Origin of the sequence: Phenylobacterium sp. SCN 70-31, from assembly GCF_001724605.1 — a bacterium.
Classification (GTDB): domain Bacteria; phylum Pseudomonadota; class Alphaproteobacteria; order Caulobacterales; family Caulobacteraceae; genus Phenylobacterium.
Genome location: NZ_MEEX01000036.1, coordinates 1 through 25704, shown reverse-complemented (window position 1 = coordinate 25704; position 25704 = coordinate 1). Strand labels below are relative to the sequence as shown.

Genomic DNA, 25704 nt, shown 5'->3' with positions numbered 1-25704 from the left:
GATGTCCCGCGGACGCCTAGGACTTCAACCGGGCGATCAGCGCGGCGGTCGACGGGTCGTGGGCGGTCGCGGCCCCGCCCTCCAGTTCCGCCAGCACACGCGCCGCCAGGGTCTTGCCCAGTTCCACGCCCCATTGGTCGAAGCTGTTGATCCCCCAGATCACGCCTTCGACGAACGTCTTGTGCTCGTAGAGGGCCACCAGGGCGCCCAGCCGTTCGGGATCCAGCCGCTCCAGCAGGATGAAGGTCGAGGGGCGGTCGCCGGGGAAGGCGCGCTGGGGCGCCAGGGCGTCGATCTCGTCGGCCGGGCGGCCGGCGGCGGCCAGTTCGGCGCGCACCGCGTCCTCCGAACGGCCGGCCAGCAGGGCCTCGGCCTGGGCCACGGCGTTGGCCAGCAGCTTGCGCTGGGCCGCCGGGTCGCCTTCGCTTCCCTGGGCGACCGCCACGATGTCCAGGGGGACGACATCGGTCCCCTGATGGAGAAGCTGGAAGAAGGCGTGCTGGCCGTTGGTGCCGGCGTCGCCGAACACGCTGGCGGCCGTGGGATGCGGCGCGGGGCGGCCGTCGGCGGTCACGCGCTTGCCGTTCGACTCCATCTCGAGCTGCTGAAGGAAGGCGGCGAACAGGCGCAGCCGCTGAGCGTAGGGCACGACGGCGCGGATCGGCCGGCCCAGGCCATTGCGGTTGAAGATGTGCGCCAGCGCCAACAGCACCGGGGCGTTGAGCGCCAGCGGGGCTTTCTGGAAATGGGCGTCCATCGCCCGCGCGCCCGCCAGCATCCGCTCGAACACGTCGAAACCCAGCGCCACCGCGCACGACAAGCCCACCGCCGACCAGATCGAATAGCGGCCGCCGACCCAGTCCCAGAATCCGAACACCTGGTCGGGCGGGACGCCGAACGCCTGGGCCTTGTCGGGCGCGGCCGAGACGGCGACCAGATGGCTGTCGGCCTCGGGACCCAGCGCCGCCCGCAGCCAGGCGCGGGCGGTCTCGGCATTGGTCAGGGTCTCCAAGGTGGTGAAGGTCTTGGAGACGATCACCACCAGGGTCTCGGCCGGGTCCAGGCCCGTGAGCGCCAGGGCCAGTTCGGCGGGGTCGACGTTGGCCGCGAACCGCAGATCGATCCCGGGCGCCGCCGGGCGCAACGCCTCCCACACCAGCCGCGGCCCCAGGTCGGAACCGCCGATGCCGATATGGACGATGGCGCGGAAGGGCCGGCCGGCCGCCCCCCTCCGCCGGCCGTCCCGGACCTCGTCGGAGAACGCGCGCATCGCCGCGCGGGTCGCCTCGACCTCGCCCGAGATCGGCTGACCGGCCGCGCGGAAGTCGGCGCCGTCGGCGGCCCGGAGCGCCATGTGCAGGGCGGGTCGGCCCTCGGACGCATTCACCACGCCGCCGGCGAACAGCATCCCGCGGGCGGTCTCGACTCCGCTGGCGCGCGCCAGATCGACCATCGATTCCAGATCGGCCAGCGACCAGGGATGCTTGGACAGATCGAGCTCCAGGCCCGCCGCCGACAGCGACAGGCGACCCAGCCGCTCGGGCTCGGTGCGGAACAGGTCCGTGATGCGACGGCCGCGCGCGGCCTCGGCGGCCTTGGAGAGGGCCGCCCAGGCGGCGTCGACGGTCAAGGCGGGGCTCCTCAGTCGGCGGAGGCGTATTTCACGCTGCAGCCATAGGGCCGCGTGGCGGGCTGGGCCACCGCGCGGCCGGCCTTCACGTCGGCCAGGGCGGCGGTGACGTAGTTCTTCGCGCCGTCCAGGCTGGACGCGGCGGCCGACGGCCTGTCGTCGATGCCGCCCATGTAGACCAGCGTGCCGGCCTCATCGACGATGTACATGTGCGGGGTGGTCTTGGCGTCGTAGGCGCGGCCCACGGTTCCCTTGGGGTCGAGCAGCACGCTTGCGGACGCCGCCTTCTCACGCGCCTTCCAGGCCTTGGCCTGCGCGCCCGTCAGGTAGCCCTGGGTTCCCGGCGCGGAGGAGATGATGGTGAGCCACACCACGCCGTCATTGGCGGCCTGGCCCTGGAGCTTCTGCATGTTCCCGGAATCGTAGTGCTTCTTCACATAGGGACAGCCCTCGTTGGTCCATTCGAGGACCACGGTCTTGCCGCGGAACTCGGAGAGCGAGCGAGTCTTGCCGTCGGCGTCCACGGCCTGGAAGGCGGGCGCAGGCTTTCCCAGCACGGGCGCGGCGGCGGCCGGCGTAGCGATGGCGGCCGGGGCGGCGACGGCGGCCGCCGCGGCCAGGACGAGGGCGGTTCTGCGGTCGAGGATCATCGTGCGGCTCCCTGGGGTGAGGTTGGGGTCGTGACGTGTCAGCTCGGCTTGCCGGCGGCGTCGAGGGCTTTCACCACGAGGCCTTCGGTCAGAATGGCCGGAAGGATAGCCGGGTCTCCCCCGTCCGCGCCATAGACGAGGTACAGGGGCACGCCCGCGCGCCCGAAACTGGCCAGTTCGGCGGCGATCCCCGCGTCGCGCCGCGTCCAGTCCGCCTTCAGGTAGACGGCGTTGTTGCGGTCCAGCGCCTCGGCCACGCCCCGGGTGGAGAGCGCCACGCGGTCGTTAACCTGGCAGCTCACGCACCAGGCGGCCGTGTAGTTGACCAGCACGGGACGTCCCTCGGCGCGCAGGGCGGCGAGCCGTTCGGGGGTGTAGGCCTCGTCGTCCAGTTCCGCCGAACCCGAGATTCCGTCGGTGGCGACAGCGTAGGTGGGCCAGACCGCGCCGCCGGCGACCGCCGCCACGGCCAGGGCCACGGCGGCGCCCGACAGGCCCAGGGTGCGACCGCCGACGATCGCCCGCCGCTGGGCCGCGCCGTACAGCCATCCGGCGAGCGCCAGAACCACGCCCGCGCCCAGGATGCGCGGCACGGCGTCGGGGCCCACCTGGACGGTCAGCACCCAGACCAGCCAGACCACGGCCGCGTACATCGGGAACGCCAGCGCCTTGCGGAACACGTCCATCCACGGGCCGGGCCGGGGCAGGCGCTCGACCAGGCCGGGAATGAAGGCGAGCGCCACGAACGGCAGGGCGAAGCCCAGCGCCAGCGCCAGGAAGACCGTGAGCGCGGCGACGGGCGGCTGGACCATGGCCCAGCCCATCGCCGGTCCCATGAACGGCGCGGTGCACGGCGCGGCCACCACGACGGCCAGCACGCCGGTGAAGAACGCGCCGGACAGGCCGCCGCGGGCGGCGAGGCCGGAGCCGACGCCCTGGAAGGAGGCGCCGATCTCGAAGACGCCGGACAGGTTGAGCGCCACCGCCAGCATGATCAGGGCCAGCACGGCGACCACGGTCGGGTCCTGGAGCTGGAACCCCCAGCCGGCCTCGAGGCCCGCGGCGCGTAACGCGATCAGGCCGCCGGCCAGGGCGAGGAACGACGCCACGACCCCGGCGCCGAACGCCAATCCCTGGCGGCGGGCGTCGCCGCCCGCGCCGCCATGCCCGGCCAGCGAGGCGGCCTTCATGGCCAGCACGGGGAAGACGCAGGGCATCAGGTTCAGGATCAGGCCGCCCGCGAAAGCGAACACGGCCGCCGAGATCAGGCCCAGGCTCACCCCCCCGCCCGGCCCGGCGCGGGCCGGCGGCGGGCCGAGGCCGGCGGCGCCCGCCGGCGGCGGACCCGCGACGGCGGTGACCTCGTAGGCCGCGCCGTCCAGCGCCAGGACGCCCGCGACCTCGGTCGGCGGCGTGGGCGACTGGAAATCGTAGCCTGGCGCGATCGACAGGGTCAGGCCTTCCGGCCCGCGTTCGATCGCCTGGGGCTTGGCGTGGTCGATGACGGTTCCCGAAAAGGGGAAGAAATAGGCGCCGGCCAGGTCGCGGCCCTTGAGCGGCGCGCCGGTCACCGCCAGCTTCAGCACCTCGCCCGATCTCTCGAACGCCGCGACGAGGCCTGCGGGCTTCGGCGCCTCGGCGACGGCCCTCTCGATGCGCGCCCCCCAGCGCGGGTCGGCGGGCGCAGGTTGCGCCGTCACCGGCAGGGCGAGGGCGAGCGTCGCCTCTTCGGGAATGCAGATGTCGGCGCAGACCAGGAACGTGGCCTTGGCCCTGAGCGTCACCGTCCCGCCCGGCGTGGCGCCGGCGGGCGCCGTCACCGTCATGGGCAGCAGGACCTCGCCCTCGTAGCCGTAGTTGACCAGCGGGCCGAAGGGGATGCGATGCGGCGTGGGCCAGGTGAAGCCCGAGGCGGACCAGCCCGTGGGCAGCGTCCAGGCGATCTGCGTCGCCTCGCCGGAATCGCCGGCGTTGCGCCAGTAGGTGTGCCAGTCCTTCTGGATGTCCTGGCGCAGAGCGACCTGGATCGTCTGTCCGGGCGCCACGCCCTGGACCGCGCTGACGAGTTCGGCGGTCAGATGACCCGTGTTCACGGGCTGGGCCGACGCCGCGCCGGGAAGGATCGCTCCGCACATCGCGAGGGCGCCCAGAACGCCCGGCAGGAACCGCATCGTCACCTCGTCAGCCGTCGGCACTACAGCGGCTATATGGCGCGGCTGTGGCGCGCCTGCAAAGCACGCTCAGGTCAGATCGACGTCCATGCGCCGCCCTACCCCCGCGCGGGCTCGACTCTGTCGAACGGCGGTCCATCATCGGGCAAGGTCAAGGAGAGATTCGCCGTGCCCGCCTCGTTCGACGACATCCAGATCGGCCAGGTCGCCTCATTGGGGGCCATGGCGGTCGACGCCGATGCGCTGGCCGCGTTCGCGAAGGCGTTCGCGCCGGGCTGGTCGGTCGACCGGGGCGCCCCGGATTCGATGATCTTCGCGATCTGGACCCGGCTGGACGCCCTGGCGGCGGGCAACTTCCAGCAGACCAAGCGGCTGGGCGTGGACGCCCTGCGCTGGATGCGCAATCCGCCCGCGGGCGAACTGCTGCGGGGCCGCATGACGGTGATGGCCAAGGACCCGGTGGGCGACGACAAGGGCATCGTCATCGCCCAGCACGACCTGCTCGACGAGGCCGGCCGCCTCGTCTTCTCGTGCCTGACCCGGAGCGTGTTCCAGAGGTAGCCCCCCGGGAGGGGCGACGCCTCTAGCTGTTGAGGTTCGCCGGCTGCGGCTGGGCGGCCTGCCGGGCCATGGCGAGGGCCACCAGACGGTCCCAGCCCACCAGAGAGTGGATATGGGCGTAGATCTGGCTGAGCGCGCCGTTGTCGCGGAGCTCGACCAGCTTGTCGGCCGGGAGCTTGTTCAGCTTCTCTTCCGAGACGCCGAAGTACTCGGCGATCTTCTGCGGCTGGCCGGCGGTGCCGTCCGGATTGGTGGGGGTGAAGTTGGCTTCCTTCGACTCGAACAGGTCGAGGTCCTTCAGGAGCTGGACGAAGGCCAGGGTGCGCTGACGCTCGACCTCGAAGTTGTTGCAGAACTCGATGCAGCCCTTCGTGTACTCGGTCGGCTCGCCGGCGGCGTCGAAGAACGCCATGTCATAACCCTTGTCGGTGATGAACTCGGCGTTGCGGTCGATGCACAGGACCATCTGCTTGTTGGCGTCGTCGTTGGCGAACACGAACGGATAGCGGCGGACATAGGCGGGGATGTAGACGCCGTTCTCGAAGGTGCCGTCGTCGCGGACGAACATGTTCTCGCCGGCGTTCAGGCCCATGACGGCGATCGGAACCCGGTCGTCGCCCACGAAGATGATCGGGCCGGTCACCGCGGCCAGCGGGAATTCGCCCACGGTCAGGGGGATCGCGTGGCCGGCGCGGGCGAAGCCGAAGGGGCCGTCCATGCGCTTCACGCCCAGGTTCGAATGCAGCTCCTTCGCGAGCGGCTCGGGCTTGCTGTAGAACAGGACGTTGCCGGACAGCTGGCCGGGCATCTGGGCGGTGGTCATTCGTCAGCCTTCGAGGTCGTGGCGCCGCGATTCCGGCCTCCGGCCCTCGCGTGCAAGGTCGCCGCTTCTAGCCGATCCCGCCCTGCCCGGCAAATTCGCCTCGGAGGGGTCATGGAAGGCTTGCGCCAGAGGCCGCCGGCCCGTTGAATCGCCCTTCAACCGATACGAGAGATCCGTGCGCCGACCCCTCCTCCTCGCCGCCTTCGCCGTGACCCTGTCCGCCTGCGCCACCGACGCCGCGCCGCCCGCCGCCGGTCAGGCCGCCGCGCCGGCCGCCGGCCAGCCCGCCGGGCCGAAGCCGACCACGCTGACCGGCTATTTCGCGGCCAACCCGCTGGACGGGAAGACGATCCTGGGGCCGCCGCCGGCCGTGGATTCGCCGCATGGCCGGGCCGACCGCGCCGTCTTCGACGAGACCCGCGCGCTGGAAGGCTCGGAACGCTGGAGGGCCGCCATCGAGGACAACGACCTGTGGGGCGGCGCCGCGATCCGGCGTTTCTCGTGCGCCCTCGGCGTCGACCTCAACGAACGGGAGACGCCGGCGGCCCTGCGACTGCTGCACCGCGTGGAGCTGGATGTGCGCACGGTCGGCACGCCGGCCAAGGACGCCTACGCCCGGGTGCGACCGCTCATCGGCAACGACCAGCCGATCTGCGTGCCGCGCGAGGACTGGATGCGGACCAACGCCTCCTACCCGTCGGGCCATTCGATGACCGCCTGGGCCTGGGCGCTGATCCTGACCGAGGCGGCGCCGGCCCGCGCCGACGCGCTGCTGGAACTGGGGCGCGAGAGCGGCGAGAGCCGGGTGGTCTGCGGCGTCCACTTTCCGTCCGACGTCGAAGCCGGCCGCACCCTGGCCGCCGGCATGGTGGCGCGGCTGCACGCCGACCGCGCCTTCATGACCGACCTGGCGAAGCTGAAGCGCGAGGTGGCGGCGGCGCGGTCCGCGCCCCGGGCCTGCAAGGGCGCCTGACCCCGCGCCCCGAGTTGCGCCCCGAGTTGCGCTCAGAACCGCGGCCGGCGGCTCAAGGCCGCCTGACGGCGAACACGACGTGCCGGCGCAGGGGGTGATCCGCGGCCAGGGTCGGGTGATCGAAATCGCGTGTCATGTCGGGCAGCATCCCGATCCGGCGCATCACCGCCTGGGACCGCACGTTGGTCTGCGCCGTCCAGGCCAGGATCTCGGGGGCGTCGTGGTTCGAAAAGCCCCAGTCGAGCGCCGCCTTCGCCCCCTCGGTGGCCAGACCGGCGCCCTGAGCGTCGGGCGAAAGCCGCCAGCCCAGTTCGAGGCAGGGGCCGGGCGGGGCGGCGTCCTGACGGCGCAGGCCGATCATGCCCACAAGCCGGCCGTCCTCGCGCCGCTCGGCCGCCCAGAAGCCGAACCCGTCGGCGTCGATCTGGGCCTGGAGCCGGTCCATCACGGCGTCGCTGGCGGCGCGGTCGATCGCCCCGCCCAGCCAGTCGCCGACGCGCGGATCGCCGTTGATGGCCGCGAAGGCCGGGCGGTCGGCCTCGCGCCAGGCCCGCAGGATCAGCCGCGGGGTCTCGATCATGCCGGCCGCGGCGCCGCCAGCGCGCCGTAGAGGTCGGTCCGGCGATCACGGAAGAAGCCCCAGGCCGCGCGGTGGGTGGCCAGATGGTCGAGGTCGAACGTCGCGGTCAGCACGCCCTCGTCCTCGCGTCCGGCCGCGGCCACCAGGTCACCCCGATGGTCGGCGATGAAGCTGGAGCCGTAGAACTGCTGGCCGCCGTTCGGATAGCCGTCCCAGGGCTCGAACCCGGTGCGGTTCGCGCCGACCACGGGAATTACGTTCGACACCGCGTGGCCCTGCATCGCCCGCCGCCAGGGGGCCGCGGTGTCGAGGGTCGCGTCGTGCGGTTCGGACCCGATGGCGGTGGGATAGAAGAGCACCTCGGCGCCCATCAGCGCCATGGCGCGCGCGCACTCCGGGTACCACTGGTCCCAGCAGATCCCGACGCCCAGGCGACCGAAGCGGGTGTCCCAGACCTTGAAGCCCGTGTCGCCCGGCCGGAAGTAGTACTTCTCCATGTAGCCGGGGCCGTCGGGGATGTGGCTCTTGCGGTAGACGCCCATGAGCGAGCCGTCGGCGTCGGCCATCACCAGGCTGTTGAAGTAGTGCGGCCCCTCGCGCTCGAAGATCGAGATCGGGATCACCACGCCCAGTTCGCCGGCCAGCGGCGCCAGGGCGGTGACGCACGGGTGCTCGCGCCAGGGATGGGCGGTGGCGAACCAGCGCTCCTCCTGGGCCACGCAGAAGTAGGGCCCCTGGAACAGCTCGGAGGGCAGGATCACCTGCGCGCCCTTCGTCGCCGCCTCGCGGATCAGCGTCTCGGTCTTGCGGATGTTGGCCGCCATGTCGTCGCCGTACGACGTCTGGAGCGCGGCCACCTGGATCGTGCGGGCCATCAGGCGGGCTCCTGCTGGGTGATGCAGTGGAACGAGCCGCCCCCGGTGAGGATGGCGCGCGACGGCAGGCCGACGACCTCACGGTCGGGGAAGATCGCCTTCAGCGCCTCGATGGCGAACCGGCCGGGCTCGTCCCCGTAGACCGGCGCGACGACGGCCTTGTTGGCGATGACGAAGTTCATGTGGCTGGCCGGGACCGGGCCGTCCTGGTCCGGGCCTTCGACCCAGCCGGGCGACGGGATGCGGACCACCCGGATCGGGCGGCCCTCGGCGTCGGTCATGCCGGCCAGCCGCCGCGCGGCGTCGTCATAGGCTTCCGCGTTGGGGTCGGCCTTGCCCCAGGCGACGGGGACCGCGACCGTGGCGGGGGCGACGAAGCGGGCCAGGTTGTCCACATGGCCGTCGGTGTGGTCGTTGCGCAGGCCCTCGCCCAGCCACAGGACCTTGCGCGCGCCCAGGCTGTGGCGCAGGGCGTCCTCGGCGTCGGCGACGGTCCAGCCGGGGTTGCGGTTTGGGTTCAGCAGGCACTGGTCGGTGGTCAGCACCGTGCCGGCGCCGTCATGGTCCACGGCGCCGCCCTCCAGCACGAAGTCGTGGCTCACCAGCGGCGCGCCGGTGATCTCGGCGATCTGGTGGGCGACCGTGTCGTCGTGCTCCAGGGCGTACTTGCCGCCCCAGCCGTTGAAGCGGAAGGCCAGCGCCCGGCCGTTCGCGAAGATCGGCCCGGTGTCGCGCAGCCAGATGTCGCCGAACCGGCCCTGGACCAGCTCGACGCCGGGAACCCCGCCCAGCAATTCGCGGGCGGCCGCCTCGCCGCCCGGATGACCGGTCATCACGCGGACGTGCTCGCCGCCGGGGCCGGCCAGGGCCCGGGCCAGGGCCGCCACCTCGGCCTGGGCCACGGGCAGGTCGTCCTGCCAGAGATCGGCATGACTGGGAAAGCCCAGCCACATGGCCCGGTGCGGCGCCCATTCCGGCGGAACGACGAAGCTCATCGAAACACGACCTCCAGAAAGCCGGCCATCGGCGGAAGCCGGGCGTCGGGGGCCGCGCATGTGGCCCTCGGCCGGGGTCCCGTCAAGCATGGCCCAAAGAGAAAGGGCGGCCGCGTCGCCGCGGCCGCCCCTCCATTGGCCGTCTTCGCGTCCGTCAGAACTCGTAGCGCAGCGAGAGCTGGGCGTACCACAGCGAACGGGCGTTGTTGACCGAGCGGGTCAGCGCCGTGGTGTTCGGGTTCGAGTAGCGGTAGCGCACGCAGGTCGGGCTGCCGTTGCCGGCGGCCGCGCCCGTGGCCGTGGCGCACTGGACGTCGACGATCCGGTTGTTGCCCTGGCCCGAGCCGGTGGAGCCGTACTCCTCGACCGTGCCCCACTTGTTGTTCAGCAGGTTCAGCACGTTCTGGATATCGAGCTGGACGCGGAACTTGTGGCCGTCGATCGGAGTCGGAATCTCCTGGCTGATCTGGAGGTCCACCTGGTTGACGTCGGGGTTGCGGTTGTAGCCCTTCGGAACGATGCCGGTGGGCAGGTTGAACCGCGCCACAGCGTCCTTGAAGCGGTTCAGGGTCGCCACGCTGTCGAACGTCACGAAGCCGACGTCGAGGTCGTTCGGGTTCGGGTCAGCCGCGAAGTCCGGCACATAGAGCTGGTAGGCGCTCCGGTTGGTGCCGAAGATCGGGCTGCGGTTGCCGCCCTGGCTGGCCATCGTGACGTTGAACGGACGGCCCGAGCGCGTTTCGGCGAAGAGCGTGAACCGGGTCTTGGCGTTCTCGATGAACTCCTTCTCGTAGGTGACTTCCAGCTTCACGCGGTCGCGCACTTCCTCGTACCCGCGGCCGTAGGCGTCGCGGTTGGAGTCCAGCGCGTCGGCGAGCTGGCTGGCGTAGAGCGAGCCCGAAGTGGTGCCGAAGCGCACGCCGCTGGCGCCTTCGCGCAGGTTCTGGCGCACGTAGCCCAGGCCCACCCGCAGGTCGTCGTCGAGGAACGCCTTCGACACGCCGATGGCGGCCACCCAGCCCTTGCCGCGCTTCTCGTTGCCGACCACGAGATCGGCCGCGTTCTGCACGTTGGTCCCGGCGACGCCGGCGGCGGCGCGCGCCGCATCGGTCATGGTCAGGCCGTCGAACCGCTGGCGGCCGTCCGGCGTGAACTGTTGCTGGCCATTGACGATCAGCGGTCGGACCTTGAAGTCCGAGTAGCCGATCGTGCTCACCGTCTCGGTCACGACCAGGTCCGTCTGGGCCTTGACGCCCCAGGGCAGGTCGGCCGAACCGCCGATGAAGAACTTCCAGGCCGACGGAATCTTGAAGGCCGGGTTCAGGGCGATCACTTCCGAGGTGGTCGGCAGGAGCGCCGGGGTCACCAGGCCGGTCACGCTGGCCGGCAGGTCGTAGCCGAAGCGCGGGTCCGAGACGGCGACGTTCAGCGCCGTGCCGCCGATAGCCTGGGTGAAGCCGGGGTTGGCGCCCAGTTCACGGAAGGTGCCGTCGGCGTTGCGCTCGACCGTGATGCCCGCCGCCGCGTAGCCCGTGGTGCTGAACGAGGTGGAGATCAACACGTCCGGAATGCCGCCGGCGAAGATGCCGGCGCCGCCGTTGATCCGGAACCAGGATTTCGGATCGTACTTGAACGCGACCCGCGGCATCAGGATCGACTTGCCGTCATAGGTGGTCTGGTTCGTGAAGCCGTTCCGCTGCTGGAAGAACGGATTCAGGATCGGCTTGTCGTCGCTCTTGTACCAATCGTAGCGGAAGCCCGCCGTCACCTGGAAGCTGTCGGTGATGTCGTAGATGTCCTGAAGGTAGACGCTGTTCTGCTGGTAGTCGAAGACCGCCGCGGCGTCGTATGGGTTGCCCGAAGGCGCGTTCGAATAGACGAAGCGGTTCGCGCGACCCGCCTGGAAGTCGGCGATGGAGTCGAAATAGTAGACGCCGTCGCTGTTCGGGACGAACAGGTTGACGATCTCCAGATTCTGCGACTCGAAACCGAACTTGAACAGATGTTCGCGGTAGGCGTAGGTCGCCTTGAACTGGACGTTCAGGTTGTGGGTCTCGAGTTCGTTGGCCTGACGGAAGCCGTCGGGGCCGATCCGGATGTTCGAGAAACCGCTCTGGCAGGTGGTCAGGACGGCGTCCGACGTGGGCGCCGAGCAGATCTGGAGTTCGCCGAACTCCTGGCCGGACGGCGGATTCTGGCGACGCTCATAGTCCCGATACGACACGCGGAGCTGGGTCGTCAGGGCGTCGGTCCACTGCGAATTCAGTTCACCGACGTAGGAGTAGTCCTCCTCGCCGCTGAGGTAGAAGTTCGAGGACAGACCGGCGGTGCCGGTGTTGAGGTTCGACCGCGCCGTCACTTCCGAGAGCGAGTAGCGGTAGGTGAACGACGCCCGGTGGCGGTCGTTGATGTTCCAGTCGATCTTGGCCGAATATTTCTCGTCGAGGATCGGCGTGGACCGGGGGATGCCGCCGGCGTCGAAGTCGGTGGCGTAGGTGTTGTTCAGGATGCCGACCACCTGGTCGATCGTGGCCTGGGTGACGCCCGTGATCGAGTTGGCGAACCCCGAACCCGTCGGGCCGACCGGGACCTGCTCGGCCGACTTGTACTTCTCGTACGAGATGGCGAAGAACAGGGTGTCCTTCAGGATCGGGCCCGACAGGAAGCCGCCGAAGTTCTTCTGGCTGATCACCTGGTCGACGCGGCGGCCCTTGAACTTCCGGCCGACCATGCCGTCGTTCAGGTAGTTCACGAAGGCGCTGCCGTGGAAGTTGTTGGTCCCCGAGCGCAGCACGATGTCGATGGCGCCGCCCTGGAAGTCGCCGTTCTCCACGTCGTAGGGCACGGCCTGGACCGTGAACTGCTCGACGGCGTCCAGCGAGACGGGGCCGCGCAGGGTGGGCAGACCGCCCGAGTTCAGGCCGAAGTCGTCCTGCACCGAGGCGCCGTCGATGGTGATGCGGTTCAGCTTCGGGTTCGAGCCGGCGATCGAGATACCGCCGTCCGACAGGGTGTTGGACGAAACCAGCAGGTTGCGGCGGGCCAGATCGCGGATGTCCCGCGTCACGGTCACGACCGACTCGATGCTGTCGCGCGCCAGGGTCGAGGACAGGCCCGAGTTGTTGGATTCCGGGTTCCGCGCGGCGGTGACGACCAGTTCGTCGACGGCGGTCGCCGACGTCAGGTCGAGGTCCAGACGCAGGGTGTCGGCCTGGGCCAGCCGGACGCCCGAAACGGCCTCGGAATCATAACCGGGCGCCGAGACGCTGACGGAGTAGGGACCGCCGACCCGAAGGCCGCGGGCGTCGAACACACCGTCCGCGCCCGAACGCGTAATCGTGCGCGTGCCCGAGGGCGTGTGAACGATCGTCACGGTGGCGTTCGCGACGGGCGCTCCGCTTTCCCCTCGCAGCGTGCCCCGGATCGCGCTCGTGGTTTCCTGCGCGTACACAGCCGTGGCCGTGCCGCACGCCAGCGCGGCCAGCGCCGCGCCATAGGCGAGCCGTCTCATGCTCATTCGAATTCCCCTCTCAACAGGTATCCAGGCGCGAAAAATCCCCACAACGTCGCCTGACCTTGCCGCCCTATACCGTCAAAAACCGGGGTATTGGTGACTGTTTTGCGACGGTTCGTCCGAGACTGTCATAGTGAGGCAGAAAGGCCGCACCTTCCCGCCAAAGCGACTGAAAAGGCGGCAAGCTTTTGCGCCGCGCCCAGGGGCGCTAGGGTCGGCTGGCCTCCGGGGAATCGAAATGCCGCAAAGCCTCAGGCCGCAAGGCGCCGCTCCGGATCTGCGCGCCGCGATCCTTCTGACGGCCGCCCTGACCCTGGCGCGACTGGCGGCGCTCTTCGCCACGCCGCTCGAACTCTATCCCGACGAGGCGCAATACTGGCTTTGGTCGCGATCCCTGGACTTCGGCTACTATTCGAAGCCGCCGATGATCGCCTGGGCCATCTGGGCCAGCACCCAGATCGGGGGTGACGCCGAGGCGTGGATCCGGGCGCCGGCCGCGCTCTTCCAGGCCGGCGCCACCCTGCTGACCTTCCTGATCGGGCGGCGCCTGTTCGATGCGCCGACCGGCCTGGCCGCCGCCGCCCTCTACGGCCTCATGCCGGGCGTGCAGCTCTCGGCCCTGGTGGCGGCGACCGATGCGCCGCTCCTGTTCTTCCTGGGCCTGTCCCTCCTGGCCTACACGGTCTTCCTGACGCCGGCCGAGCCGCGACGAAGACGTCTGCTGGCCGCCGGCCTGGGCGCGAGCCTGGGACTGGCGTTCCTGTCCAAATATGCGGCGGTCTATTTCGTGGTCGGCCTGGCGCTCCACCTGGCGCTCTCCCGCGAGGCGCGCCGCGCCTGGACCCCCGCGTCCGCAGCGGCGGCCACGCTGGCGCTGGCGGCCGTCCTGGCGCCGAACCTGGCCTGGAACGCGACCCACGGGTTCGCCACCTTCCAGCACACCGCGGCCAACGCAGCCTGGAGCGGGGTGCATCTCTTTAACATCGGCGAGATGGGCGCATTCCTGGGTTCCCAGTTCGGGGTCTTCGGCCCGATCCCGCTGGGCGCGCTGATCTTGGGCGTCGGTCTCGCGATCCGGGGACGGGCGGTCGAGGGACGGGCGATCCGCCGCGAAGACCTGCTGCTGCTCTGCTTCACCCTGCCGCCGATCCTGATCGTGACGGGCCAGGCGTTCATCAGCCGCGCCAACGCCAACTGGTCGGGCGCGGGCTATCTCGCGGGCGCGATCCTGGTCGCCGCCTGGCTGATGCGCTGGCGGGCCCGCCTATGGCTGCGGACGGCCGTCGCGATCCAGGCGGGGGTGGCCGCCTTCTTTCTCGCCGCGGTGATCTCGCCCGCGCTGGCCGACAAGGCGGGACTGGCCAACGGCCTGAAGCGCGCTCGCGGCTGGTCCGACACCGCCGATCTCATCCTGGACCGCGCCTGGCGCGAGCCGGGCCTGACGGCGATCGCCGTCAACAACCGCTTCCTCTTCTACGCCACCGCCTACTACGGCCGCGACCGCCTGGCCGAACGGGGCGTCCCGCTGACCAGCTGGCTGCTGATGGAGGGGCCGCGCAACCAGGCCGAGACGGCCGCGCCCCTCACCGACGACCTCGGCGGCAAGGTGCTGATGGTGTCCTACGAGGGCTGGCGGCGAGCCGAGATGCAGGCCGACTTCGCCCGCGCGTCGGGCCTGGAGATCGGCAGCGTCCGGCTGGACGCCAAGCGCAAGCGCCGGATCGAGATGTTCGTCGGCGAGGACTTCGCGCCCCGCCCGCGCGATCCCGTCAGCGGCCTGCCCATACGGCCTTGAGCGACTGGTCGCGACGGCAGCCGATCCGATAGCGCTCGTAGTGGGCCGGATTCTTCTTCGCGTAGTCCTGATGGTAGGCCTCGGCGTTCCAGAACGGCGCGGCGACGCGGGTGGCCACCGTCACCCTGGCGCCCAGCAGCTTCTCCACCTTGGCCTTCTCGGCCTCGGCGATCTGTCGCTCGGCGTCGTTCGCGACGAAGACCGCAGTCCTGTAGGAGGGCCCCTTGTCGCAGAACTGGCCGGCGGGATCGGTGGGATCGATGTTGCGGTAGAATTTCTCGACGAGCTGGGCGTAGCTCACCTTGGCCGGATCGTAGGTCACCTTCACGGCTTCCAGGTGCCCCCGGTGGTTCTCGTAGGTGGGATTGGCCGTGGTTCCGCCCGAATAGCCGGAGACGGCCGTCACGACGCCGGGCGTCGCCTCGAAGAACTTCTCGACCGACCAGAAGCATCCGCCGGCGAACACGGCGGTCCGGGTCGCGGCGGCGGCCGGGGCGGCCACGGTCAGGCTGCCCGACAGAGCCAAGCTTCCAGCCAGGGCGACCGCTGCGAACATCTGGGTCTTCATGGGTCCGGCCTTCCTCACGCCTGCCTATTACGTGAGGAACATGGCGGCGGCTTCAAGGCCGGCGCCGCGGGGATCAGGCCGCCACCGTCTCCGCCACCTGGAACGGCGCCTCGGTCCGGGCCCTGATCTCGTCCAGCGTCACGCCGGGCGCCAGCTCGAGCAGGGTGAGCGGGCTCCTGCCGCGGCTGACGTCGAAGACTCCCAGGTCGGTGACGACGAGGTCCACGACGCCCTGGCCCGTCAGCGGCAGGGTGCAGGCGTCCAGCAGCTTGGGCGCGCCGGTCTTCTCGTTGTGCTCCATGACCACGACCACGCGCTTGACGCCGGCCACCAGGTCCATGGCGCCGCCCATGCCCTTCACCATCTTGCCCGGCACCATCCAGTTGGCGAGGTCGCCGTTGGCCGCCACCTGCATCGCCCCCAGGATGCTGAGGTCGATGTGGCCGCCGCGGATCATCGCGAAGCTGTCGGCGCTGGAGAAGTAGCTGGACGAAGGCAGGGCCGTGATCGTCTGCTTGCCGGCGTTGATGAGGTCGGCGTCCTCCTCGCCCGAATACGGGAAGGGACCCATGCCCAGCATGCCGTTCTCGCTCTGGAGCGTCACGCTCATGCCGTCGGGAATGTAGTTGGCGACCAGGGTCGGGATGCCGATCCCCAGGTTCACATAAAAGCCGTCCTTCAGTTCGCGCGCGGCGCGGGCGGCGATCTGGTCACGGGTCCAGCCCCTCGTGCCCTGGGCCATGTCTACGCCTCCTCGCGCTGGCGCACGGTGCGCTGTTCGATCCGCTTCTCGTGCAGACCCTCGACGATGCGGTCGACGAAGACGCCCGGCGTGTGGACATGGTCGGGGTCCAGCGTTCCGGTCTCGACCAGCTTCTCGACCTCGGCCACCGTCGCCTTGCCGGCCGTGGCCATCATCGGATTGAAGTTCCGCGCGGTCATCCGGTAGACGAGGTTGCCCTCGCGGTCGCCCTTCCAGGCCTTCACGATCGACAGGTCGGCCGTCAGGCCCCGCTCCATCACATACAGTTCGCCGTCGAACTCGCGCACGTCCTTGCCCTCGGCCACCAGGGTGCCGACGCCGGTCTTGGTGTAGAAGGCGGGGATGCCGGCGCCGCCGGCCCGGATGCGCTCGGCCAGCGTGCCCTGCGGATTGAACTCCAGCTCCAGCTTGCCGGAGAGGTAGAGCTCGGCGAACAGCTTGTTCTCGCCGACGTAGGAGCTGATCATCTTGCGGATCTGGCCGCCGGCCAGCAGCACGCCCAGCCCGAAATCGTCGACGCCGCAGTTGTTGGAGACGACCGTCAGGTCCTTCACCCCCGACCGGCGGATCGCCGCGATCAGGTTCTCGGGAATGCCGCACAGCCCGAAGCCGCCGGCCATGATCGTCATGCCATCGAAGAGCAGCCCCTCGAGGGCTTCGACCGCATCGTTGCGAACCTTGTCAGCCATCTTGGCCCCATACGCTGCAAACGCCCCCCTGAGAACAGGAACGGCGCAGAATTCACCAACCGATGAACACCGGCGCCCGCGTTCTGGTCAAGTGGCCTGGGCGTCTTCGCGCTCGCGGCCCAGAACTTCGGCGGCGTCCAGGTTGAGCGCCTCGCCCCCCTTCTTCGGCGTCGAGAACGGCTCGGGCGTCGGCGTCGCCATGTTGCCGCGCATCAGCCAGCGGCCGGCCTGGAGGCCGCCCGCGACCTGGAGTTCGAAGCGTTCGTTGTCGCGTTTGCGGGCGTCCTTGACGAGGTCCGCCGCCTCGAGTTCGTCCACGCCCAGCTCGATCAGCGCGCGCTTCGAGAACTGCAGCGCGGATTCGAAGGTCTCGCGGATCTGGAAGTCCACGCCGGCCTCGACCAGCCGCAGCGAATGGCCACGGTCGAAGGCGCGGACGAACAGCTTGGCCAGCGGGAACTCGGCCTTGACCAGTTCGACGATGTGGTCCGCCACGTCGGGCTTGTCCACGCACACCATGATCGCCTCGGCGTTGCCCGCGCCCGAGGCCCGCAGCACGTCGAGCCGCGTGCCGTCGCCGTAGTAGACCTTGAAGCCGAACCCTGCGGCGGCGCGGATCATCTCCACGTCGTTCTCGATGGTCGAAACCTCGATCCCCTTGGCCAGAAGCGGCTGGCTGACCACCTGGGCGAAGCGGCCGAAGCCGATGATCAGCACCCGGCTCTGCAAGCCGTCGGCCTTGTCGACGCCGTCGAACGACTCCCTGGGCGGCGGGAGCGCCGCCTTCAGCGCGATGATGACCAGGGGCGTCAGGGCCATCGAGATGATCACGATCGCCGTCATGCCCGCACTGGTCCGGCCGTCCATCACCCCGGCCGAGACCGCCGCCGCATAGAGCACGAACGCGAACTCGCCCCCCTGGGCGAACAGGGCGGCGCGCTGGATCGCCTCGCGGTGGTCCGACCGGAACAGGCGGGCGACGCCGTAGATGGCCAGCGCCTTGACCCCCATGAACGCCACGACGCCGGCGGCGATCAATCGCCACTCCTGCGCAACCACGGCGAGGTCCAGCGACATGCCGACGCTGAGGAAGAACAGGCCCAGCAGGATGCCGCGGAAGGGATCGATGTCGGCCTCGAGCTGGTGGCGGAAGCTGGATTCCGACAGCAGCACCCCCGCCAGGAAGGCGCCCATCGCCATCGAGAGGCCGCCCCACTGCATGAAGAGCGCGGTCCCCAGGACCACCAGCAGCGCCGCGGCCGTCATGATCTCCCGCGCGCCGGTCCCGGCCAGGATCTGGAAGAACGGGTTCAGGAGCCACCGGCCCGCCGCCACGACGGCGGCGATGCAGCCCAGGGCGATCAGGACCGACACCCACATGGGCTGGGTCGACTCGACCGGCCCTCCGGAGAACGACGCCATGACCGCGACGAGCGCCAGCAGGGGCACCACGGCCAGGTCTTCGAGCAGGAGGATCGAGATCGCCCGCTGGCCGGCGTCCGACGACGTCTCGCCCTGCTCGTCCAGCATCTTCATGATCACGGCCGTCGAGGACAGAACGAAGCCGCTGGCCCCGATGACCGCCGCGGCCGGCGGCAGGCCCGCCAGCAGCGCCACTCCGGAAAGGAGGGCGCAGCAGAGGACGACCTGGGTCGCCCCGAGGCCGAAGATCTCTCGCCGGAGCGTCCAGAGCTTCGCCGGCCGCATCTCCAGGCCGATGATGAACAGGAACATCACCACGCCCAGCTCGGCGACGTGCAGAATCGCCTCGGGATCGGCGAAAAGGCGCAGGCCGAACGGCCCGATGGCGAGACCCGCGGCGAGGTAGCCCAGGACCGACCCCAGCCCGAGCCGCCGGAACAGCGGCACCGCCGCCACGCCCGCCGCGAGCAGAATCACCACCTGGCCGAGGTTCGCTCCGCCCGCCGCCTCGGCCGCCATGCGCGTCTCCTTCGCCGCACCGGGGATGGGCGGTCGCATCCTATGTGGTGCGCAATCGCCCCGCCGCGCAACATCTCCGGCGCCGGGGCGGAAGTGGGGACGTCCGAAGCCGTCCAACGGAGCAACTCCTCACGGCCGCTGGCCGGGCCCGCCCCAGTGGAGCGTCCCGCCGCGCGGGTGTAGAAGACCGCCATGAGCCAAGCGCACGCCCTCCGGGACGGCATCGAACCGGTCTCGTTCGAGCTGTTCGACCAGGACTTCGAAACCTTCACCCGCAAGCTGGGCGACAGCTACGCCCGCTGGGGCTTCGCGGTGATCTCGGACCACGGCCTGCCCCAGGACCGCATCGACGCCGCCATCGACCAGATGAAGCGGTTCTTCGCCCTGCCCGAGGCGGCCAAGCTGAAATACAAACTGCCGCTGGCCGGCCAGCGCGGCTACACGCCCTTCGGCGTCGAGACGGCCAAAGGCGCCGCCCACTACGACCTCAAGGAGTTCTGGCACGTCGGCCGGGACCTGCCGCCCGGCCACCGCTTCCGCGACCATATGGCCGACAACGTCTGGCCCGACGCCGAACTGCCCGGGTTCCACGAGGCGGTGCAGTGGCTCTACCAGGCCCTCGACAGCATGGGCCTCAAGGTGCTGGAAGCGATCGCCGCCTATCTGGGCCTGCCGCGCCATTTCTTCGACGACAAGGTGGACGTGGGCAATTCCATCCTGCGCCTGCTGCACTATCCGCCCGTGCCGCAGGACGGCCCGCACATCCGGGCCGGCGCGCACGAGGATATCAACGTCATCACCCTGCTGCTGGGCGCCGAAGAAGCCGGGCTGGAGGTGAAGGACCACGACGGCCGGTGGATCGCCATCAACCCGCCGGCCGGAAGCCTGGTCTGCAACATCGGGGACATGCTCCAGCGGCTGTGCAACCACCGCCTGCCCTCGACCACGCACCGGGTCGTCAACCCGGCGCCCGAACGCCGCGGCTTCCCGCGCTACTCGACGCCGTTCTTCCTGCACTTCAACTCGGACTACCGGATCGAGACGCTGTCCAATTGCGTGGATGCGGCCCATCCCGACCGGTATCCCGACCCGATCACCGCGGACGACTACCTCAAGGAGCGGCTGCGGGAGATCAAGCTGGCCTGACGCGCGTCCCGCCGGCGTGATCACCGATCCGATCTTCTACGCCCTGGCCCTGCCGGCCGTGGTGCTGATGGGTTTCGCCAAGGGCGGGTTCGCCGGCGTCGGCGCCCTGTCCATGCCGCTGCTGGCGCTGACCGTGTCGCCCGTGCGGGCGGCCGCCATCCTCCTGCCCATCCTGATCGTCCAGGACGTGGTGAGCGTCTGGGCCTTCCGCCGCGAGTGGGACCGGCGGATCGTCGCCGTCATGCTGCCGGGCGCGGCGGTGGGAATCCTGGCGGGCTACCTGCTGGCCGCGCAGGTGTCGGCGGCGGCGGTGCTGGGCGCCCTGGGCGCGATCTCGATCGTCTTCGCGCTCCACCGGCTGTGGCTGATGTACGGCGGTGCGGTTCAGGCGCCGGCCAACTCGCCGCCCGTCGTCGGCGTCCTGTTCGGCGCGATCAGCGGGTTCACCAGCCAGATCGCCCACGCGGGCGGGCCGCCGTTCCAGATGTGGGTGCTGCCGCGCGGCCTCTCGCCCCCTCGCCTGGCCGGCACGACGGCCGTCTTCTTCGCCGTCATCAACTGGTTGAAGGTCCCGGCCTATGCGGCCCTGGGCCAGTTCACGCCGGGAAACCTGCTGACGGTGGCCGCCCTGCTTCCGGTGGCGATCGCCTCCACCTTCGCGGGCGTCTGGCTGGTGAAGCGCATCGCCGCCGAGCGGTTCTATGTGGCGATCTACGGCCTGATGATCCCGGTCGGCGCCTATCTGGTCTGGAAGGCGTTCTCGGGCTGAAGCCAGGGTCGGGGCGCGCACCGCGGCGCGCGCCCTTCCCCGTCAGGTCACCAGCCGCACGCCTGGCCGCGGTTCTGCTTCGCCAGCCAGGCGTCGAGCGGCTTGAAGTAGTCGGCGACGGCGCTGGCGTCGGTGCGTGTCTCCCCCGAGAAGACGGCCAGGGTCTGGGGCCAGGGCTGCGACTGGCCCAGCTCCATCATCCGGTTGAACTTCTCGCCCACCGCCGTCTGGCCATAGACCGAACAGCGGTGCAGCGGCCCCTTCCATCCGGCCTGCCGGCAGGCCGCCCGGTGGAACTGGAACTGGTAGATATGGGCCAGGAAGTAGCGCGTGTAGGGCGTGTTGCCCGGCACGTGGTACTTGGCCCCCGGATCGAAGGCGTCGGCCGGACGCTCACCCGGCGGCGTGATCCCCTGGTACTTGAGACGCAGCGCGGTCCAGGCCTTGTTGTAGTCGTCCGGGCCGGTCGCCCCCGAGAAGACGTCCCAGCGCCAGCGGTCGACCAGCAGGCCGAACGGCATGAAGGCGATCTTGTCCAGGGCCATCTTGAGCAGGAACGGAATGTCCTCCTCGGCGCCCGGCACGGTATCCAGAAGACCGATCTGGTTCAGGTAGGTTGGGGTGGACGCCGACAGCGCCGCCCAGTCGCCGATGGCTTCGTGGAAGCCGTCGTTCGCCCCGCTACGGAACAGGGTGGGCTGATCCTTGTAGGCGCGCTGATAGTAGTTGTGGCCCAGTTCGTGGTGGACGGTCTGGAAGTCCTCGCCGTTCACCTTGGTGCACATCTTGATGCGGATGTCGTCCTTGCCGTCGATGTTCCAGGCCGAGGCGTGGCACACCACCTCGCGATCGCGCGGCCGGGTGATGAGCGAGCGCGCCCAGAACGTCTCGGGCAGCGGGGCGTAGCCGAGCGACGAGTAGAAGTTCTCGCCGGTCTTCACCATCCTGACGGCGTCATAACCCTTGTCCTCGAGAAGCTTGTCGAGGTCGTAGCCGGCGGCGGCCGTCTTCGGCGCGACGATGTCGTAGATGTTCCCCCACTGCTGGGCCCACATGTTCCCCAGGAGGTCGGCGCGGATCGGACCGGTCTTCGGCTGCACGGCATCGCCATACTTGGCATTGAGCTGCGCCCGGACATAGCAATGCAGGTTGCGGTAGAATGGCGCGACCTGGGCCCACAGGCGGTCGGTCTCGGTCGCGAACGCTTCCGGAGCCATGTCGTAGTTCGACCGCCACAGCGCGCCGGTGTCGGCGAAGCCCAGGCCCCTGGCCCCCTCGTTCGAGAGCGCGGCGAAGCGTTCGTAGTCCGCCTTTATGGGCTTCGCGGTCGCGTGCCAGCCCTCCCAGACCGCCTTCAGCTCGGCCGGATCGCGGCTGGCCCGCAGCACATCCTCGGCGTCGTTCAGGGTGATGGGCTTTCCCTTGAAGTCGAACTTCGCCGTCGAATAGGCGCTGTTCATGCGCGTCAGCAGCTTCGCCAGCTCATCGGCCGCGCCCGGCCGGTTCGGGGCCGGCGCCACAGCGTACAGCTTGAGCAGCTTCAGCTTGCGCTCGGTCACCGGATCGGCCGCGACGCCATCGAACCGCGCGGCCTCGGTGGCGAGGCTCGCCAGAAGCGCGCTGCGCTCGGCCGAAGCCTTCGCATCCAGCCACTGGGTGTCTTCGGTGATGAAGTTTGCGCGGACCCAGGCCGCTCGGGCCGAAAAGGCGCTGGCGGTGTCGATCCGCGCCTCGGCCGCGTCGACGAAGGCCTTGGCCTCCGCGGGGGTTGGAGGCGCCCCGGCCTGGGCCAGCGCCGTCGCGGGGGCCAGGCAGGCGAGGACGGCCGCCGCGGCGGCCATGGGTTTGAGTTTCATTCCGTCTTCCTGGACGTGGTTTCTGTTGGCGGCTTCAAGCCGCCGGCTGGCTCCGAGGAGAGAGCCCTCGGCCAGGAGCGTCAACCCCGGGGCGAACCGTCGGGGCCAGAGAGACGGAATCGGGCCCGGGGAAGACGGACGGCCAGCTTCAGTCCACGAACTCGGCCAGGTCTTCCGGCCCCGCGATGGTGACGTCCAGGTCGGTCACGAGGCCGGTGCCGAGGGTATAGACCCAGCCGTGGACGCTGAGCGCCTGGCCGCGCAGCCAGGCTTCGCGGACGAAGACGTCCGAGGCCACGTTCCGTACCTGGCGGATGACGTTCAGCTCCACCAGGCGATCCCACTTGGCCCGCTCGTCCGGCAGCGCCTCCAGCTCATGCCGATGGCAGTGGTGAACCTCGCGGATCGGATGCAGCCAATGATCGACCAGCCCACGGCGCTGACCGTCCACGGCGGCGGCCACGCCCCCGCACCCGTAGTGGCCCACGACCAGGATGTGCTTCACCTTCAGCACATCGACGGCGAATTGCAGCACCGACAGGTAGTTGGCGTCCTGGGGCGGCGCGAGATTGGCCACGTTGCGGTGGACGAACAGTTCGCCGGGGTCGAGGCCCACGATCTCGTTGGCCGGCACGCGGCTGTCGGCGCAGCCGATCCACAGGTACTCGGGGGCCTGCTGGCCCTCCAGGCGCCTGAAGAAGCCGGGATCGACGGAAACCTTGCCGGCCGCCCAGGCGCGGTTCTTGGCTTTCAGGTCTTCCAGGGTCTTGGGCATGTCGGTCGCCTTCCTCAAGCCTTTGCCGCGTCGGGCTGACGGTCGGGGTGGGCCGCCTGAAAGGCGGGCTGCGTGTCCGCGTGAGCGGAAACCCTGGCGATCGCCGGCCAGGGCGTCATGTCCAGGCTCCAGCGGTGGGCGCCGTAGACCTGCGGGACCAGGCAGCAATCCGCGATCGTTGCGGTGTCGCCGAAGGCGAAGCGTCCGCCGTGCGCGGCCACCAGGGGTTCGAGGGCGTCGAAACCCTCGATCATCCAGTGCTTCATCCAGGCGATGTACTCGTCCTGCGAGTGACCCATTTCGAGCTGGAGGTGACGTCCGACCCGGGTGTTGTTCAGCGGGTGGATGTCGCAGGCGACGATGCCCGCCATGCGCCGCACCATCGCCCGGTCCATGGCCGAGCGCGGCAGGATCGGCGGCTGTGGCCGGGTCTCCTCGAGCCATTCCAGGATGGCCAGGCTCTGGGCCAGGATCGTCCCGTCGCCCAGGTCCAGGGCCGGCGTCAGGCCCTGGGGGTTGATCGCCCGATACGCAGGCTCCCGCTGCTGGCCGGCGATGAGGTCGACCGGGGCGTAGTCGTACTCCACCCCCTTCAGCGCCAGGCCGATGCGGACGCGATAGGGCGCCGAGGCGCGCCAGGCCGAATGCAGGGTCAGCGCCATCAGCGCACCGTGAAGGCGAGCTGGCCCACGCCCTCGACCTCCCCGTCCACCCGGTCGCCGCGGACCAGGGCGCCGACGCCCTCGGGAGTGCCGGTGTAGATCAGGTCTCCGGGCGCCAGCGCCCACAGCTTCGAGGCCTCGGCGACGATCTCGGGCACGTTCCAGAGCATGTCGGCGACCGTCGCATCCTGGCGCGTCTGGCCGTTCACCGAGAGCGCGATGCGTCCCTGGGGCGGCGGCCCCTCCCAGCGGCGGATGGACGAGATCGGCGCGCTCTCGTCGAAGCCCTTGGCCGAGTCCCACGGCTGGCCCTTGTCGCGGGCGGCGGCCTGGAGGTCCCGGCGCGTCAGGTCCACGCCCACGGCGTAGCCGAAGATGTGGGACAGGGCGTCGGCGACGGCGATGTCGCGGCCGCCCTTGCCGATGGCGACCACCAGCTCGATCTCGTGATGGAGATTGCCGGTCGCCTGGGGATAGGCGGGATCCTGGCCCGGCGGAACGACCGCGTCGGCGGGCTTGGCGAAGAAGAACGGCGGGTCGCGATCATCGCCGCCCATCTCGCGCCGGTGGGCGGCGTAGTTGCGCCCCACACAGAGGATGCGGCGCACGGGGAACACGGCCGCGCTCCCCTCGACGGGAACGGCCGGGACGGGCGAAAGGGGCAGCGCATAAGGCATGGGGCGCAAATAGGCTCATGGCCGCCGTCTGTGAACCCCGGCGCCGCTGCGGAGAATGACGTTGCGGAAGCACACGCGCCGCCCGATCCGGGCGGCTCGGAAACGGAAAGGGCTCCCGCCTTGCGAGCGGGAGCCCCTGGTCCAAGTCTCCGGAAGGCGGCCCCGAAGAGCCGCCCCCCAAGGGCCTCAGCCCTATTCCTTCGACGCCTTCTCGCGCAGGGCGGCGCCCAGGATGTCGCCGAGCGACGCGCCGGAGTCCGAGGACCCGAACTGCTCGATGGCTTCCTTTTCCTCGGCCATTTCCAGCGACTTGATCGACAGCGAGATGCGGCGGGCCGCCTTGTCGACGTTGGTCACCTGGGCGTCCACGCGGTCGCCGACCGCGAAGCGCTCGGGGCGCTGGTCGGCGCGGTCGCGGCTCAGGTCCGACTTGCGGATGAAGGCCGTCATCGGCGCTTCCTCGTCGCCGAACTTCACCTCGATGCCGCCCGAGGTGACCTCGGTGACGGTCGTGGTGACGGTCTGACCCTTGCGGAAGGTGTCGCCCTGGAGCGGGTCGCCGGCCATCTGCTTGATGCCGAGCGAGATACGCTCCTTCTCGACGTCGACGTCCAGGACGCGCGCCTTGACGGTCTCGCCCTTCTGGTACTTCGCGATGGCTTCCTCACCCGACATCGACCAGTCGAGGTCGCTGAGGTGCACCATCCCGTCGATGTCGTTGTCCAGGCCGATGAACAGGCCGAACTCGGTGGCGTTCTTGACCTCGCCCTCGACGACCGTGCCGATCGGGTGATCCTGCACGAACTTCTCCCACGGGTTGGCCAGGGCCTGCTTGAGGCCCAGGGGACGGATCGACGTCCAGCACGACCACGTCCACTTCCTGCGAGGTGGAGACGATCTTGCCGGGGTGGACGTTCTTCTTGGTCCACGACATTTCCGACACGTGCACCAGGCCTTCCACGCCCGGCTCCAGCTCCACGAAGGCGCCGTAGTCGGTGATGTTGGTGATGCGGCCCGTGAACTTGGCGCCCACGGGATACTTGGCCTCCACGCCGTCCCACGGGTCGGACTGGAGCTGCTTCATGCCGAGCGAGATGCGCTGGGTGTCGGGGTTGATCTTGACGATCTGGACCTTGACGGTGTCGCCCACGGCCAGGACCTGGCTCGGGTGGTTGACGCGCTTCCAGCTCATGTCGGTGACGTGCAGCAGGCCGTCGATGCCGCCCAGGTCCACGAACGCGCCGTAGTCGGTGATGTTCTTGACCACGCCTTCGCGGACTTCGCCCTCTTG

21 protein-coding genes and 1 pseudogene are annotated in these 25704 nt (G+C 70.0%); 5 read left to right on the top strand and 17 right to left on the bottom strand.

Annotation, left to right across the window (positions count from 1 at the left end; translation table 11 throughout):
- Positions 1-16: 16 nt before the first annotated feature.
- Genes pgi through ABS78_RS20660 form a run of 3 tightly spaced genes read right to left on the bottom strand, consistent with a single transcriptional unit; the run spans position 17 to position 4451 of the window.
- A complete protein-coding gene (gene pgi, locus ABS78_RS20670) occupies positions 17-1630 on the bottom strand; it encodes a glucose-6-phosphate isomerase (RefSeq protein WP_293383932.1) in 1614 nt (537 codons plus the stop codon).
- An 11-nt stretch (positions 1631-1641) separates the two neighbouring features.
- The gene (locus tag ABS78_RS20665; protein ID WP_293383929.1) at positions 1642-2280 is read right to left on the bottom strand and encodes a thioredoxin family protein; all 639 of its coding nucleotides are present in this window, start codon (positions 2278-2280) and stop codon (positions 1642-1644) included.
- A gap of 38 nt (positions 2281-2318) precedes the next feature.
- Complete coding sequence (locus tag ABS78_RS20660) at positions 2319-4451, bottom strand: protein-disulfide reductase DsbD domain-containing protein (RefSeq protein ID WP_293383926.1); 2133 nt, start codon at positions 4449-4451, stop codon at positions 2319-2321.
- 168 nt (positions 4452-4619) lie between these two features.
- On the opposite strand from ABS78_RS20660, the gene ABS78_RS20655 reads away from it, so the two are divergent.
- Complete coding sequence (locus ABS78_RS20655) at positions 4620-5012, top strand: acyl dehydratase (RefSeq protein ID WP_293383923.1); 393 nt, start codon at positions 4620-4622, stop codon at positions 5010-5012.
- 22 nt (positions 5013-5034) lie between these two features.
- Here the strand turns inward: ABS78_RS20655 and ABS78_RS20650 are convergent, their stop codons facing one another.
- On the bottom strand, positions 5035-5835 hold the full coding sequence (locus tag ABS78_RS20650) for a SapC family protein (RefSeq protein ID WP_293383920.1): 801 nt from the start codon (positions 5833-5835) through the stop codon (positions 5035-5037).
- Positions 5836-6010: 175 nt separating this feature from the next.
- Here ABS78_RS20650 and ABS78_RS20645 point away from each other — a divergent pair, with 175 nt between their 5' ends.
- Entirely contained in the window at positions 6011-6808 is a 798-nt protein-coding gene (locus tag ABS78_RS20645; protein ID WP_293383917.1) for a phosphatase PAP2 family protein, read from the top strand.
- 52 nt (positions 6809-6860) lie between these two features.
- On the opposite strand, the gene ABS78_RS20640 is transcribed toward ABS78_RS20645, so the two are convergent.
- From ABS78_RS20640 to ABS78_RS20625, 4 genes are all read right to left on the bottom strand, one after another.
- Positions 6861-7388, bottom strand: coding sequence for a GNAT family N-acetyltransferase (locus ABS78_RS20640; RefSeq protein ID WP_293383914.1), 528 nt, complete (start codon positions 7386-7388; stop codon positions 6861-6863).
- A complete protein-coding gene (aguB, locus tag ABS78_RS20635; RefSeq protein ID WP_293383911.1) occupies positions 7385-8263 on the bottom strand; it encodes an N-carbamoylputrescine amidase in 879 nt (292 codons plus the stop codon). Before aguB ends, ABS78_RS20640 begins: the two co-directional genes overlap by 4 nt.
- The gene (locus tag ABS78_RS20630; protein ID WP_293383908.1) at positions 8263-9258 is read right to left on the bottom strand and encodes an agmatine deiminase family protein; all 996 of its coding nucleotides are present in this window, start codon (positions 9256-9258) and stop codon (positions 8263-8265) included. The genes aguB and ABS78_RS20630 overlap by 1 nt, the downstream gene beginning before the upstream one ends.
- A gap of 154 nt (positions 9259-9412) precedes the next feature.
- Entirely contained in the window at positions 9413-12775 is a 3363-nt protein-coding gene (locus ABS78_RS20625) for a TonB-dependent receptor (RefSeq protein ID WP_293383905.1), read from the bottom strand.
- Positions 12776-13010: 235 nt separating this feature from the next.
- On the opposite strand from ABS78_RS20625, the gene ABS78_RS20620 reads away from it, so the two are divergent.
- Positions 13011-14567: a glycosyltransferase family 39 protein gene (locus ABS78_RS20620; RefSeq protein ID WP_293383902.1), complete on the top strand. Its 1557-nt coding sequence runs from the start codon at positions 13011-13013 to the stop codon at positions 14565-14567.
- On the opposite strand, the gene msrA is transcribed toward ABS78_RS20620, so the two are convergent.
- From msrA to ABS78_RS20600, 4 genes are all read right to left on the bottom strand, one after another.
- On the bottom strand, positions 14542-15123 hold the full coding sequence (msrA, locus tag ABS78_RS20615) for a peptide-methionine (S)-S-oxide reductase MsrA (RefSeq protein WP_293383976.1): 582 nt from the start codon (positions 15121-15123) through the stop codon (positions 14542-14544). The two genes, ABS78_RS20620 and msrA, sit on opposite strands and share 26 nt — an antisense overlap.
- 85 nt (positions 15124-15208) lie before the next feature.
- Positions 15209-15877 carry a 3-oxoacid CoA-transferase subunit B gene (locus tag ABS78_RS20610; protein ID WP_293383899.1) on the bottom strand — a complete coding sequence of 223 codons (669 nt, stop codon included), beginning with the start codon at positions 15875-15877 and terminating at the stop codon, positions 15209-15211.
- Positions 15878-15879: 2 nt separating this feature from the next.
- A complete protein-coding gene (locus tag ABS78_RS20605; protein ID WP_293383896.1) occupies positions 15880-16587 on the bottom strand; it encodes a CoA transferase subunit A in 708 nt (235 codons plus the stop codon).
- Between the two features lie 87 nt (positions 16588-16674).
- Positions 16675-18528, bottom strand: a complete 1854-nt coding sequence (locus tag ABS78_RS20600) for a monovalent cation:proton antiporter-2 (CPA2) family protein (protein ID WP_293383893.1) — start codon at positions 18526-18528, stop codon at positions 16675-16677.
- A 192-nt stretch (positions 18529-18720) separates the two neighbouring features.
- On the opposite strand from ABS78_RS20600, the gene ABS78_RS20595 reads away from it, so the two are divergent.
- Entirely contained in the window at positions 18721-19674 is a 954-nt protein-coding gene (locus tag ABS78_RS20595; protein ID WP_293383890.1) for a 2-oxoglutarate and iron-dependent oxygenase domain-containing protein, read from the top strand.
- Positions 19675-19690: 16 nt separating this feature from the next.
- On the top strand, positions 19691-20443 hold the full coding sequence (locus ABS78_RS20590; RefSeq protein ID WP_293383887.1) for a sulfite exporter TauE/SafE family protein: 753 nt from the start codon (positions 19691-19693) through the stop codon (positions 20441-20443).
- 47 nt (positions 20444-20490) lie between these two features.
- Here the strand turns inward: ABS78_RS20590 and ABS78_RS20585 are convergent, their stop codons facing one another.
- From ABS78_RS20585 to ABS78_RS20565, 5 genes and pseudogenes are all read right to left on the bottom strand, one after another.
- Complete coding sequence (locus ABS78_RS20585) at positions 20491-22299, bottom strand: M2 family metallopeptidase (protein ID WP_293383884.1); 1809 nt, start codon at positions 22297-22299, stop codon at positions 20491-20493.
- Between the two features lie 148 nt (positions 22300-22447).
- Positions 22448-23074, bottom strand: coding sequence for a carbonic anhydrase (locus ABS78_RS20580; RefSeq protein ID WP_293383881.1), 627 nt, complete (start codon positions 23072-23074; stop codon positions 22448-22450).
- 14 nt (positions 23075-23088) lie between these two features.
- Entirely contained in the window at positions 23089-23736 is a 648-nt protein-coding gene (maiA, locus tag ABS78_RS20575) for a maleylacetoacetate isomerase (protein WP_293383878.1), read from the bottom strand.
- On the bottom strand, positions 23736-24413 hold the full coding sequence (locus tag ABS78_RS20570; RefSeq protein ID WP_293383875.1) for a fumarylacetoacetate hydrolase family protein: 678 nt from the start codon (positions 24411-24413) through the stop codon (positions 23736-23738). Before ABS78_RS20570 ends, maiA begins: the two co-directional genes overlap by 1 nt.
- Before the next feature lie 192 nt (positions 24414-24605).
- Positions 24606-25704 (bottom strand): annotated as a pseudogene (locus ABS78_RS20565) (S1 RNA-binding domain-containing protein); the annotation flags it as partial.

Excerpts from the sequence above, each read along its gene's own strand:
- ABS78_RS20600 (WP_293383893.1), bottom strand. The coding sequence starts at position 18,528 with ATGGCGGCCGAGGCGGCGGGCGGAGCGAACCTCGGCCAGGTGGTGATT.
- ABS78_RS20625 (WP_293383905.1), bottom strand. The coding sequence starts at position 12,775 with ATGAGCATGAGACGGCTCGCCTATGGCGCGGCGCTGGCCGCGCTGGCG.
- maiA (WP_293383878.1), bottom strand. The coding sequence starts at position 23,736 with ATGGCGCTGACCCTGCATTCGGCCTGGCGCGCCTCGGCGCCCTATCGC.
- ABS78_RS20630 (WP_293383908.1), bottom strand. The coding sequence starts at position 9,258 with ATGAGCTTCGTCGTTCCGCCGGAATGGGCGCCGCACCGGGCCATGTGG.
- ABS78_RS20595 (WP_293383890.1), top strand. The coding sequence starts at position 18,721 with ATGAGCCAAGCGCACGCCCTCCGGGACGGCATCGAACCGGTCTCGTTC.
- ABS78_RS20570 (WP_293383875.1), bottom strand. The coding sequence starts at position 24,413 with ATGCCTTATGCGCTGCCCCTTTCGCCCGTCCCGGCCGTTCCCGTCGAG.
- aguB (WP_293383911.1), bottom strand. The coding sequence starts at position 8,263 with ATGGCCCGCACGATCCAGGTGGCCGCGCTCCAGACGTCGTACGGCGAC.
- ABS78_RS20640 (WP_293383914.1), bottom strand. The coding sequence starts at position 7,388 with ATGATCGAGACCCCGCGGCTGATCCTGCGGGCCTGGCGCGAGGCCGAC.
- ABS78_RS20665 (WP_293383929.1), bottom strand. The coding sequence starts at position 2,280 with ATGATCCTCGACCGCAGAACCGCCCTCGTCCTGGCCGCGGCGGCCGCC.
- ABS78_RS20610 (WP_293383899.1), bottom strand. The coding sequence starts at position 15,877 with ATGGCCCAGGGCACGAGGGGCTGGACCCGTGACCAGATCGCCGCCCGC.
- ABS78_RS20620 (WP_293383902.1), top strand. The coding sequence starts at position 13,011 with ATGCCGCAAAGCCTCAGGCCGCAAGGCGCCGCTCCGGATCTGCGCGCC.
- ABS78_RS20585 (WP_293383884.1), bottom strand. The coding sequence starts at position 22,299 with ATGAAACTCAAACCCATGGCCGCCGCGGCGGCCGTCCTCGCCTGCCTG.
- ABS78_RS20660 (WP_293383926.1), bottom strand. The coding sequence starts at position 4,451 with ATGCGGTTCCTGCCGGGCGTTCTGGGCGCCCTCGCGATGTGCGGAGCG.
- ABS78_RS20580 (WP_293383881.1), bottom strand. The coding sequence starts at position 23,074 with ATGCCCAAGACCCTGGAAGACCTGAAAGCCAAGAACCGCGCCTGGGCG.
- ABS78_RS20650 (WP_293383920.1), bottom strand. The coding sequence starts at position 5,835 with ATGACCACCGCCCAGATGCCCGGCCAGCTGTCCGGCAACGTCCTGTTC.
- ABS78_RS20605 (WP_293383896.1), bottom strand. The coding sequence starts at position 16,587 with ATGGCTGACAAGGTTCGCAACGATGCGGTCGAAGCCCTCGAGGGGCTG.
- msrA (WP_293383976.1), bottom strand. The coding sequence starts at position 15,123 with ATGTTCGCAGCGGTCGCCCTGGCTGGAAGCTTGGCTCTGTCGGGCAGC.